Consider the following 12,661-nt stretch of genomic DNA (forward strand, 5'->3'; position numbering starts at 1 on the left):
GTTTTTTATGATTGGTATCATTCTACTATCCTTTAATAGCTTATTTTAGAAAGGGTAATTTTGCTGAATATTTTTTAATGAGCGGATTCATCGCGTTTCATCTAGAGGTAAGGTAAGGTCGTTAGACTGGTTTTTATTTCTCTATTGAAACGATTAGTCTGTGGTAGAGAGCGTTAAGCAGTACAAACTTGCGGCAAAAGTCATTTAGATTTTATTTACTTGAATATTTTTTGCGAACAGAAGGAGAGCACGTTATGTCTGAGAACAAATGTCCTATGCACCATTCTGCTGGTGGCACCTCGAATCGAGATTGGTGGCCTAAACAGCTCCGGCTCGATATTCTGCACCAACACTCTTCCTTATCTAATCCTTTGGGTGATGACTTCAATTATGCTGAAGCCTTTAAATCCCTCAATTTAGCTGCTGTAAAGCAAGATCTCCTCGCATTAATGACGGATTCACAGGACTGGTGGCCAGCAGATTTTGGCCACTATGGGCCGCTATTTATTCGTATGGCATGGCACAGTGCTGGCACCTATCGTACCGGTGATGGACGTGGCGTAGCGGGGAGCGGTAATCAACGTTTTGCACCGTTAAACAGCTGGCCAGATAACGTAAACCTCGATAAAGCACGCCGGCTCCTTTGGCCGATTAAACAAAAATATGGCAATAAAATCTCTTGGGCCGATTTGATGATCCTTACGGGTAATGTCGCGCTGGAATCTATGGGATTCAAAACCTTAGGTTTCGCTGGTGGGCGAGTCGATATTTGGGAACCCGAAGCTGATATTTACTGGGGCGCGGAAAATAAATGGTTAGACGATAAGCGTTACTCGGGAGAGCGAGATCTTGAAGATCCCCTCGCCGCAGTCCAAATGGGGTTGATTTATGTTAACCCTGAGGGACCCAATGGCGACCCAGATCCTTTCGCTGCCGCCGTTGATATCCGCGAAACCTTTGCCCGTATGGCGATGAATGATGAAGAAACCGTAGCCTTGATTGCAGGTGGTCATACTTTTGGTAAAACCCATGGTGCAGGTGACGCAGCATTAGTCGGACCTGAGCCAGAAGCCGCAGGTATTGAGCAGCAAGGCCTAGGCTGGCAGAGTCGCTATAAAAGCGGTAAAGGTGGCGATACTATTTCCAGTGGCCTCGAAGTGACTTGGACTTCAACACCAACCCAATGGAGTAACAATTTTTTTGAAAATCTATTCGGATATGAATGGGAACTGACTAAGAGCCCTGCGGGTGCCCATCAGTGGATACCTAAAAATGGCGCGGGTAAAGGGGTGATCCCCGATGCGCATGATGCCTCAAAACGTCATGTGCCAACCATGTTGACTACCGACCTTGCACTGATTTTCGATCCTGATTACGAGAAAATATCACGTCGATTCTTTGAAAATCCCGATGAGTTTGCCGATGTATTTGCAAAAGCTTGGTACAAGCTGACACACAGAGATATGGGGCCATGCACGCGTTATTTGGGTCCTGAAGTGCCTGCAGAAACGTTTCTTTGGCAAGACCCAATTCCTGCGGTTGATCATTCCCTGGTTAATGAGCAGGATGTTACTGATCTTAAACTGAAGATTATTGGTTCTGGATTAACGATTTCAGAAGTCGTTGCCACTGCTTGGGCCTCGGCGTCTACCTATCGCGGTTCTGATATGCGCGGTGGTGCGAACGGTGCGCGAATTCGACTCGCACCGCAAAAAGATTGGCCAGTGAATCAGCCTGAGCAGCTCGCTAAGGTGCTCAAAGTGCTTGAGAGTATTCAGTCTGAGTTCAATCAAGGTGGTAAGACAATCTCCCTTGCTGACTTGATTGTGCTAGCAGGTTGCGTAGGTATTGACCAAGCGGCTAGAAATGCGGGGGTTGAAGTGACGATTCCATTTACGCCAGGTCGTATGGATGCCACGCAAGCACAAACTGATGTGGAATCTTTTGCGGTACTTGAACCTGTCGCAGATGGCTTTAGAAATTATCATCCCACTCCGTTTTCTGTTTCGGCGGAGGAGTTATTGGTTGATAGGGCACAATTGCTGACCTTAACTGCGCCGGAAATGACAGTGCTTATTGGCGGTCTGCGGGTGTTAGATACGAACTCTGATCAGTCAAAAACGGGTATATTGACTGCGCGTCCTGAGTTTTTGACCAATGACTTTTTTGTTAACTTGCTCGATATGGGGACGACGTGGAAACCCACTTCCAAAGCGGAGGATATGTTTGTGGGTGTTGATCGTGTCAGCGGCCAGCAAAAGTGGACTGCAAGTCGTGTTGATTTGATCTTTGGCTCTAATTCGCAGCTGCGTGCACTCGCAGAAGTGTACGCGAGCAGTGATGCACAGCTGCGATTTGTCGATGATTTTATCGACGCTTGGACTAAGGTGATGAACTTAGATAGATTCGATCTTCGCTGAGCTTATATTTATTAGTCTTTTTAGTGGTATATGGATCCAATTTAGGCGCCGCTGGGGTTAATGCGGACCGAGCGTTTAAGTGGATTTTCAGTTAAATGATCGCCTAATCCAAAGTGGTTAAGCGGTCATTTTTATTCATGTGCTTTGACGCTCAGCAATTTAGGTGGAATATGAATATTCAGCAAATGTCGGGTTTAGCCATTTTACAGGCGATGGCAAGGGGTGAATTACCCGCACCTTCTATCTCTCTCACTATGCCAATGTCGCTGGTTCAAGCCGACGAAGGAACGGTGACATTCCATGCGACTGCCGATGATAAGCACCTCAACCCATTGGGCGGCGTTCATGGTGGTTTTGCCGCGACTGTATTGGATTCTGTTACAGGTTGCGCCGTGCATACATTGCTTGAAGCGGGTGTCGGTTACGGCACTATCGACTTGAATATTAAAATGATTCGACCTGTGCCTAAACATCAAGTGTTAGTGGCTGAGGGTAAGGTGATCAATTTATCTAAGTCTTTAGGTATTTCGGAAGGTACGCTAAAAACGCAAGATGGAAAACTGCTCGCCACTGCTACGGCGACTTGTATGATTTTAAGGCCATAAACCGATTTTGCGGGCTGGCGATATTATCTCTTCGAGTTAACACGCTGAGCAGATAATTAACCTATGCCGAAGGTGCACTTTATCTTCAGATATTAAGTCGACGGCCTTCTTGCTGGCAGTGAAGTTTTTATGGGCGTGAATTCAGTAAATAACGGAATTTTTTAATCATATTTTCATAAATAGGCCTCAAGATTGAAAATAGCTAGCATGCCATATTCCATTCGACAGAAAGTATGCTAGATTCTGGCGAATTGTTGCTGATCGCTGTATTGTTACCTCTGTCATCAACAGTTCTCCACAGGGCCATCGCTGCAATTGAGTCAGATTTGCAGGGAAGTGTCAGGAAGTTACACCAATTCAGAGTCTGCTTATGCAACCCAATTTATTTCCCGAACAAAGAAACGTTTATCAAGAATCGAGGGCGACACAACCCTCGATTGAAGCCCAATCTTCCTCTCGTCGCGGCCGTTTGCAGCGTATGGTCGGTGGCGTATTGTTAACCTGTAGCGTATTGCTGAGTCTTTCAGCATGTGCGGCAGGTAAGCAGGCGTCACCACAAGAAGGTGAAGAGTTTAGTTACGCTTGGCTTAAGGGTTATGCCCGTACTATGGCTGCACAACCCTATGAGAGTCATAAAGGCGAATTACCTAAAAGCCTTCAGGGCATGAGTTGGGATGATTACCAACAATTCCACTTCAAGAAGAAAGCCGCGCTATGGCGTGATCAAGATTCGGAGTTTCGTGCCGAACTGTTCCATCTTGGGCTGTTTTTTGATACCCCTATCCATATTTATGAGCTAAATGAGGGTAAGGCTAAGTTAATCGAATATTCACCTTCAATGTTCGATTACGGCAAGTCAAAGGTCAAAGGTAGTCAGTTGCCTAAGGATCTTGGTTTTGCGGGTTTCCGTATGCAATTTAATACCGATTGGCAGCGTGACATTGTTGCCTTCCTTGGCGCTAGTTATTTCCGCGCAGTGGGTCAAGAAATGCAGTACGGTTTGTCGGCTCGCGGCTTAGCGGTTGATACTGCACTGCCAAAACCCGAAGAGTTTCCAATGTTCACCAATTTCTGGTTAGAAAAACCTAAACCAGGATCGAATATCACCACTGTGTATGCCTTGCTAGACTCTCCGAGTGTCACGGGGGCTTATCGTTTTGATATCGAACCGGGTGAACGTTTAAAAATGAAGGTGGATGTGGCTGTTTATCCACGTAAAGCGATTGAACGTTTAGGCGTTGCGCCACTGACCAGTATGTTTATGGTGGGTGAGAACGATCGCCGCACCGGTTATGACTGGCGTCCAGAAATCCATGATACCGATGGTTTAGCCATGCACACGGGGAATGGTGAATGGATTTGGCGTCCGCTAGGTAACCCTGAAAACCTGCGATTCAACGCCTATAGCGATGAAAATCCAAAAGGTTTTGGCTTACTGCAACGTGATCGTAACTTTGATCATTATCAGGACGACGGCGTGTTTTATGATAAACGCCCAAGCCTATGGATTGAACCAACCAGCAGTTGGGGTAAAGGTTCAGTGCAGTTGGTTGAAATTCCAACACTGGATGAAACCTTTGATAACATAGTGGCTTTCTGGAATCCTGCTGAGCCGATTGTTCCTGGTCAAGAGCTGCTGTACAGCTACAATATGTACTGGGGTGGCATTCCACCGGTTCAATCACCCCGTGCTCGGGTTGTCGATACCTTCACCGGGATTGGCGGCGTAGTTGGCCAGAAACGCAAATACTACAGTAAGCGTTTTGTGGTTGATTTCGCGGGCGGAACTTTACCTATGATAGGTAAAGACACCCAAGTTAAAGCCGTGATCACAGCATCTGAAGGCAAAGTGGAAATTGAATCTGCCCGTCCTCTAGCCTCGATTAATGGTTACCGCGCTATGTTTGACGTAGTGCCACCGGGAGACGGGACTGAGCCGATTAACCTGAGAGTCTATTTGGAGGTCGATGGTCAGCCATTGTCTGAGACTTGGATGTATCAGTGGAATCCGCCTGCTAAGGATGATCGTGAATTGCACAATGCAGGTCATCTGCAATAAGCGATTCGTGATTCGTGATTCATTAATCTAAAACGCCAGCTAACTTAGCTGGCGTTTTTGTTTTGGCTTGAGCCACTTTTTACTTTATACGGCTTGATAGGTTAGGACTAGATTATCTAAAAAATGCCCCAGCAACTGATTCATCCTAGCCGTTGATTGCCCCAGTATGAACTCAGGGCTTTGAATATATGGCATTTTCTGTGTGCTAGAAAAAGCATTTTCTTGATCAATTAATGGCGCTAATTGGCTACTGATAAATTCAAGATGGCATTGAAATCCAAAAACTAAATTTGTGTAACGTACAATTTGCCGCGGGCAGGCTGCACTTGTGGCGAGCACTTCGCAATCGGGAGTGAGGCCTGGCATGTCGTTATGCCAGTGGCCGACCACTTCAGTGGTCGAAAATGTCTTAAGGTTAACATCACTTTTTCCTGCCGCAGTCAGTTCAATAGGAAAGTAACCAATCTCGGCATGTGGACTCTTTTGATAACGGGCACCTAATGCCTCTCCGATTAACTGTGCCCCAAGACAAACCCCCACAACGGCTTTATTTTTTTGGATAGCTTGTCTGATAAACCTTTGTTCTGCTTGGCTATCAAAATATGGACAATCGTTTTGGCATGTCGCGGGAGACTGAGGGCCACCGAGGATAATTAATAGATCAAAACCATCACTATTGTCTGGTAAAGCTTCATCTAGATAGATTCTGCTAAAGCTCATACTGTAGTTTTTGCTTGCAGCCCAATAGCTAAAATAGCCTGGACCTTCATAGCTTTCATGGATAATGCAATGAATGCGCATCGAGTTTTCCTGTGTCTTTTATGGGATAACGCTATGCTACAATCCTTTTTATTTGGCTGAATAACGTTATATGGACAAGTAATGATGCTAAGTCGCCAACTCGATTCGATTAACGCCATTATTGAGCAAGCGCTTAATATGCCTTCTTTTGTCAAAACGATTGAGATGCAGAAGGGTTATGTGGATGTTTTACACCAGCACTGTTGGCATCAGCTTATTTTTCCGCTTCAAGGCCTGTTACAGACAGAGGCAAATGAGGTACTTTTTTTGGTCCCCCATACCACAGCGCTTTTTGTGCCTGCAGGTGTCATGCATGAGTCTGTTGCGATTACAGATACCTGCTTTATTGGTGTCTATTTGAATCCTATGTATGGTCGAGATTATGGTGCCATGGTTAAGCCCGTCGCCATGAGTGCTTTTATAAGGGAGTTAGTGCTAACGCTCAGAAAACAATGTGCTTTTAATACCCCAACGAATGTTGATCCAATGGTTCAGGCGCCAATACTGCGTTTGCTTGAGGTGTTATATGATCAAATTAATAGTGCGGAAGGACAGACTTTCAAGTTACTGATACCGCAAGATAGGCGCCTAAAATTGATTTTTGAGCATTTAACCCAAACGCCAGCTTTAGATTTCTCTTTAGTGAAATGGGGTGAGATGGTTGGGGCATCGGAACGAACATTGTCGAGGCTATTTGTGAGGGAGTTTGGTTCTTCATTCGTATTATGGCGTCAACATTTGCGGCTGATCTATTCACTGTCGTTATTGGCCACTGACCTATCAATACAGAATGTGGCCCACCAAATTGGTTATCAAAATGATTCATCCTATATCAAAGCCTTCAAGGAGCGTTTTGGGATGACGCCACAGCGATTTCGGTTAGGTGATCATGGGATATAACCCTGTTACGACGTATGGTTATGAACACTATTTCTAGTTGGCTTATTTAATATTAAATCAATATATTGCACCTTTTTGCGGCACAAATATTCATTTGGCCGAATAAAATCAAGCCAGTTGTAATTGCAAGCATGCTACTGAGTTATTGGGGGCTAATTCACTTTTTGACAATCTAAACAATTTTTCACTGTAAAAGACCCCAAACTTGGGCGTAACCTGTGGGCGTTCTCGCCATGGGTAAATATTTTATGTTTGAAATGTTCACAACGTTAGGCTTTGCGTGGTCGGTGGGTTTAGTCCTTGCCGTACTTTTTGTACTGGCATACGAATTTATTAATGGCTTCCACGACACAGCAAATGCGGTGGCGACGGTGATCTATACCAAGGCAATGCCGGCAAATCTGGCGGTCGTTACCTCCGCACTCTTTAATTTTGCGGGTGTGCTGTTAGGGGGGTTAGGGGTGGCCTATGCGATAGTGCATTTATTACCTGTAGACTCCTTGCTCGGTATGGACTCAATCCAAGGCTTGCTGATGGTGTTTTCCCTGCTATTTTCGGCAATTATCTGGAACTTAGGCACTTGGTATTTTGGTATTCCGGCATCGAGTTCCCATACCTTGATTGGTTCGATAATGGGCGTGGGTGGCGCGTTCGCTTGGATAAATCATCAGCCTATCTTGCAGGGCATTAATGTCTCTAAAGCAACGCAGATCATGCTGTCCTTGATTATTTCGCCGACCTTAGGGTTTGTGATGGCAGGGATTTTTTTGCTCATCATGAAATACGTTTGGCAGAAACATAAAATTCACCGTACCCCCGATGAGCAGATGCAGATTAATGGTAAAAAACACCCTCCATTTTGGGCAAGGGCGAGTTTAATTATCTCCGCTATGGGGGTAAGTTTCGCCCATGGTTCTAACGATGGACAGAAGGGGATAGGTTTAGTGATGCTAGTGCTGATTTGTATGGCACCGGCTTATTTTGCCTTGGATATGGGCAGTCAAACCTATGATTTAGAAAGAACTCAAGATGCTAATCGTCGCATTATGGCGATTTATGACCGTAACCAAGCCGTTATCGCGGATGTTATCGACTTTAAAGCCTTAGTCAACGTTCCCGAATATATGCTGGCCCATTGCTCATCTGCCAATGTATTACCGGCGATGTCGTTGCTTGACCGTCGCTTAGCAAAAGTCTCGACTTACAAAGATATGGATGTAGAAGAGCGACGCGAGGTGCGACGTTTATTGTTGTGCATCGATGATACTGCTCGCCAAGTGGCTAAATTGGATCTTCCTGCTAAGGATTTGAATTCATTGGCTAAATGGCGAAAAGATCTCACTAGAACTACTGAGTATGCGCCCATTTGGGTGATTATTGCCATTGCGACTGCGCTGGGCTGCGGCACGTTGGTGGGGTGGCGGCGGATTGTATATACCGTGGGGGAAAAAATTGGTTCATCGAGTATGACTTACAGCCAGGGCATTGCCGCGCAGGTCACCGCTGCCGTCTCTATTGGGATTGCCAGTATGACGGGGATGCCGGTATCGACGACTCATATTTTGTCTTCCGCTGTAGCGGGTACCATGGTGGCTAATCGTTCAGGGCTTCAGATCCAAACCATTAAGCAGATCATGCTTGCTTGGCTGCTGACACTACCTATTACTATGTTGCTCTCCGCGAGTGTGTTTATCCTTGCCAATGCACTTTGGGGTTAGCCAAGAATACTCAAGTTGAATGCTCACATAGCCAAGCCTTGAGGGCTTGGTTTTTCGGTTCAGTGCCGTTTCCCGCGATAATTACCTAAGCCATCTTGTTAGAGTTGAGCCTTTAACACCAACAAGGACATAAGATGGCTGAGCAATCTAGAATACTTTTCAAAGCACTACATCAACAATCAGAGCCGCTGATATTAACTAACGCTTGGGATGCCGCCAGTGCGGCCATCATCCAAGCATCGGGCGCCCGTGCGATTGCGACCAGTAGCGCGGCATTGGCTTGGTCGCTCGGTTATCCCGATGGGCAAGTGCTACCTAAAGCGGCTTTATTGGACGTAGTGAACAATATCCTACGGCTGAGCCGAGTGCCCGTGACGATAGATATTGAATCTGGTTATAGCCAAGATCCCGATGAGGTTGCTGCTTTTGTTGCGAAGTTCGCTGAGCTTGGCGTAGCAGGAATTAATATTGAGGATGGCAGTGCAGGTGTTGCTGAGATGGTGGCAAAAATTAAAGCTATTCGCGCCCATCCTCGTTGCCAAGGATTATTTATTAATGCGCGAACTGATGTGTATTTACTGGGTTTAGCCAGTGGTGAGGCCGCTGTTGTTATGACTATCGATAGGTTAACTCAATATCAGGCTGCGGGTGCGGATGGTGGCTTTATCCCTGGCGCGAATCAGGTCGAGACCGCTAAGCGCTTGTCTGCCGCTGTGGATATGCCACTGAATTTTATGCTATTGAATGAGCAGATGGATATCGGCGAGTTATTTGCCGCAGGTGTGCAGCGTTTTTCCACTGGCCCAGCTTCATTTTTACAGGCCTATAGCACTTTGCTTAATCCAATTTTGTTAAATTCAATTAAGGCAAAACCGTTTCAGCGAGAGTCAAATGATGCGGTTATTGCCGTTGATAAGGATTCAATACCTAAAACCATTTCCCTTGGTTTTGAGCAAATGAATAACTTATTTATCCCGAGTTAAAGCTGTTTTTCATCTATACCCAAGCTACCTGAAGATACGAGTTTCAGAGCGCCCAGGGTGCTTCAATTCAAGGCGCATTAATGACAGAATGTCGGCCACCTTTTGAATTGATGCAACACGGAAGTGGAGTGCCCTGGGCGCTCCGTCCCGGCGGGTTTTAACGCACTTTATGCTGCGTTGGTTATTTTTAACTTAGCCCGCTAGGCCTGCAAATAACCGCAATCGCCATGGATGGCGTGAATGCCATTTATGCAGGAGCAATAAATGGCCTTGCCTAAAGTGCGTTAAATTCCCGCTGAATCCTGCATCTTCAGGTTGTTTGGGTATATACCCACGGCGAGTTTGCCGTGGGTTTCTTCTTACGTCCATTTTACTTAGCGCCCGTTTTACCAAGAAAGTCCCATCTGCGTGCTTGTCTCCTCAGGTTTCTTATCAAGCAGGCGTAGCTCGGCGAGTTGAATGTGCGCTGCAATTTGGCTGCGCAATTTTTGATAGAGACGGATGGCTAGTTCAGGCGCGGCTTCATTGTCGGGAGTATGGATAAACAGATAGGGTTCACGATCTTCTGCGAGCCACTGCGGGAGTTGGGTGAGCCAATTATCAAAAAAGGTATCGTTATCCTTAGGTAAAACAGCAACGCCTTGCTGTGCGAGTTGTGTTACGGCATCGTCTGGTTGGCCGATAAAGCGCACCACTGGATTATTGGCGGTGGCAATTGCATGCACTGGCACTCGAGGTTTTTTCTTGTGAGCGTCGATAATCGCGACATTGCAGGGCGGCAGTGCAAACAAGGGCCTACTGTCCATGATGATGCGATTCACTTTTTTATCGATGAGTAATCGATTAAGCGCACGCTCGGCATCTCCTTTAGCAAAAAACGCTGCATGCCTGACTTCGACGCCATAGGTTAACCCTTGGGGGATTTGATCTAGAAATTGCGCTAACGCAGGCAAGTTTTCTGGGCCGAAATGGGCGGGCAGTTGAATTTTCCAGATCCCTGTTTTATCGATTAATGGTGCCATTATCTGGAAAAAATCTTTCAATTCTTGGCCGCAGTGTTGCAATAATCTTTGGTGAGTGATGGTTTGCGGTAGTTTGAAGGTAAAACGAAAGCTATCGGGCGTGGCACTGTGCCAATTCATTACCGTTTGCTGTGCAGGCGTTGCGTAGAAGCTGGTGTTCCCTTCGACAGTATTGAATATTGTCGCGTAACGGGCGAGTCGCTCCGCTTGTTTAGTTCCGTGACCATACACACTTTCTTGCCAATTCGAGTGCGACCACATGGCAAGCCCAAGGCGAAAATGGTTGGGTTGATGTAACGGAGAGCACAATCGGTCCAAAAATAAATTCCTTTAATGCGATTTGCGCGTACCAAAGCTGCGCCCTGATGTTGACCAACATTTTAGGGCATTGTGCCGATATCTGTCGTCCAGAGTCAAATAGTGCCACCGATGGCCTTAAGTATTGTGTTTGATTTTGTTTGAATTTAACTCTGTAAAAGTCGGACTTAACTTAGCCAACTCTGGAATGACATTGAAAATTAACCTACTCTAATAGTGTGTTATTATTATTTTTATGCTTATGATCAAACTTAGGACTTAGCCAAAGACGGACGTTTATTGGAGAATTACGTGAATAATGATGGCTACACTTCCTTAAGCAATTTTATCGACCTTCTCTTGGATGCTATTTGTGTCGTCGATAAAACGGGGAGGTTTGAATTTGTCAGTGCAGGGGCAGAACGTATTTTTGGCTATACACCAGAAGAAATGATGGGTATGCAGATGCTAGATCTTGTCATTCCAGAGGATAGGGAACGCACTCTCGCAACGGCCAATGAAATTATGGCAGGTCGCTTTAAAGTCGATTTTGAAAACCGTTATGTGCGTAAAGATGGTGTTATCGTCGATATTCTTTGGTCTGCACGTTGGTCCGATGCTTATCAACAACGTGTCGCAGTCGCTAGAGATATTTCTAAGAGCAAAAATGCCGAACGTAGACAAGCAGCCTTATATGAGATTTCAGAGGCTGTGCATGTCGCTGAGGACTTGCTAGCCCTGTATCGGCGAATTCATGAAATTATTGCTAAATTACTGCCCGCAGCAAACTTTGCTATAGCATTGTACGATCAAGATTTAAATGAATTAAGTTTTCCTTATAAAGCCGCTACTGGCGAGGATTCGCTTATCGATATTGCAAGTTTCAGTGTGTTCACTGACCAAGTGATCCGCAGTGCTGAGTCTTTACTCCTGTGCCCCGTGACCTTAACTGATTATCCCCAAGCGATTCGTGAAGATTTGGGTAATGGCTGTTTAAGTTGGCTGGGTGTGCCGCTGAAGCTACAGAAAGGCGTTATCGGCGCTTTGATTATGCATAGCTTGCCCACTTCGGCTTCATATACACACCAAGACCGTGAGTTATTGGAGTTTGTTTCTACGCAAATAGCCTTTGCGATTGAGCGTCGACAAATGCTCGCGCGATTAGAGCATATTGCACTTTATGATCAGTTAACCTTGTTACCCAATCGTGAGCTTTTTTACGATAGATTTCAAAAGGCGCTATCTCGAGCCCATAGGGAATCAAGTTATTTCTCTTTGCTTTATTTAGACTTAGATAAATTTAAGTGGGTTAACGATACTTTTGGTCATAGCGTGGGCGATTTATTACTGCAAGTGACAGCGCAGCGAATAGTCAGTTGTGTGAGGGGCTCAGATACCGTTGCGCGTTTTGGGGGGGATGAGTTTGTCATCTTACTTGAACGAGTCGATTCAGCACATAATACCCTGCTGGCCGCGCAAAAAATATTGCAAGTATTCGAGCACCCCTTCGAGCTTGCCGAACAGCAGATCCATATTCTGCCGAGTATCGGTATTGCTCTGTATCCAGAGCACGGTGAAAATGAGAAACAGCTTATTTCCTGTGCCGATGCCGCTATGTATAAAGCTAAAAAGAATGGCGGAAATCGAATTGAAATGGGTTATCAAGGATTAAGAAACGTACATGCTGAGCTTCGACCTGAGGCCAATATTCCTGAAAATAAAGCGATGAAGATCATTTAAGCTCGCTTTAGGCGAGCCATTGTAAGTCTTTGAATAAATAATATGTAAAGTAATGCCCGCAAATGTCACTGACACTTGCGGGCATTATTGTATGGAACTGTTGATGTAATCTTTAT

The 12,661-nt window shown here is 45.6% G+C and carries 9 protein-coding genes; 7 read left to right on the forward strand and 2 right to left on the reverse strand.

Translation table 11 applies throughout. The features are described from left to right. Positions 1-254: 254 nt before the first annotated feature. The 3 genes from katG to L5M49_RS06145 all read left to right on the forward strand — a co-directional run bounded on the left by katG (position 255) and on the right by L5M49_RS06145 (position 5,084). Positions 255-2,420 (forward strand): catalase/peroxidase HPI, encoded by a 2,166-nt coding sequence (gene katG / locus L5M49_RS06135; RefSeq protein ID WP_263265648.1) that lies wholly within the window; start codon positions 255-257, stop codon positions 2,418-2,420. A gap of 170 nt (positions 2,421-2,590) precedes the next feature. Then, entirely contained in the window at positions 2,591-3,025 is a 435-nt protein-coding gene (locus L5M49_RS06140; protein WP_028761608.1) for a PaaI family thioesterase, read from the forward strand. 370 nt (positions 3,026-3,395) lie between these two features. Further along, positions 3,396-5,084: a glucan biosynthesis protein gene (locus tag L5M49_RS06145; protein WP_212601306.1), complete on the forward strand. Its 1,689-nt coding sequence runs from the start codon at positions 3,396-3,398 to the stop codon at positions 5,082-5,084. An 84-nt stretch (positions 5,085-5,168) separates the two neighbouring features. Here the strand turns inward: L5M49_RS06145 and L5M49_RS06150 are convergent, their stop codons facing one another. Further along, positions 5,169-5,885: a type 1 glutamine amidotransferase gene (locus L5M49_RS06150; RefSeq protein WP_263238720.1), complete on the reverse strand. Its 717-nt coding sequence runs from the start codon at positions 5,883-5,885 to the stop codon at positions 5,169-5,171. 84 nt (positions 5,886-5,969) lie between these two features. Between L5M49_RS06150 and L5M49_RS06155 the strand changes: the two genes are divergently transcribed. The 3 genes from L5M49_RS06155 (at position 5,970) to L5M49_RS06165 (ending at position 9,486) form a co-directional block, all read left to right on the forward strand. After that, positions 5,970-6,785 carry a helix-turn-helix transcriptional regulator gene (locus L5M49_RS06155; RefSeq protein ID WP_317630113.1) on the forward strand — a complete coding sequence of 272 codons (816 nt, stop codon included), beginning with the start codon at positions 5,970-5,972 and terminating at the stop codon, positions 6,783-6,785. Between the two features lie 248 nt (positions 6,786-7,033). Further along, positions 7,034-8,503 carry an inorganic phosphate transporter gene (locus L5M49_RS06160; RefSeq protein ID WP_263265699.1) on the forward strand — a complete coding sequence of 490 codons (1,470 nt, stop codon included), beginning with the start codon at positions 7,034-7,036 and terminating at the stop codon, positions 8,501-8,503. Between the two features lie 134 nt (positions 8,504-8,637). Continuing rightward, a complete protein-coding gene (locus L5M49_RS06165; RefSeq protein ID WP_263265650.1) occupies positions 8,638-9,486 on the forward strand; it encodes an isocitrate lyase/phosphoenolpyruvate mutase family protein in 849 nt (282 codons plus the stop codon). Between the two features lie 386 nt (positions 9,487-9,872). Here L5M49_RS06165 and L5M49_RS06170 read toward each other — a convergent pair whose 3' ends face one another. Next, positions 9,873-10,826: a DUF72 domain-containing protein gene (locus L5M49_RS06170; protein ID WP_263238717.1), complete on the reverse strand. Its 954-nt coding sequence runs from the start codon at positions 10,824-10,826 to the stop codon at positions 9,873-9,875. A gap of 291 nt (positions 10,827-11,117) precedes the next feature. Here L5M49_RS06170 and L5M49_RS06175 point away from each other — a divergent pair, with 291 nt between their 5' ends. Further along, the gene (locus L5M49_RS06175) at positions 11,118-12,545 is read left to right on the forward strand and encodes a GGDEF domain-containing protein (protein WP_212601310.1); all 1,428 of its coding nucleotides are present in this window, start codon (positions 11,118-11,120) and stop codon (positions 12,543-12,545) included. The last annotated feature ends 116 nt before the right edge of the window (positions 12,546-12,661 follow it).

Source organism: Shewanella sp. SM74 (assembly GCF_025653725.1).
Classification (GTDB): Bacteria; Pseudomonadota; Gammaproteobacteria; order Enterobacterales; family Shewanellaceae; genus Shewanella; species Shewanella oncorhynchi.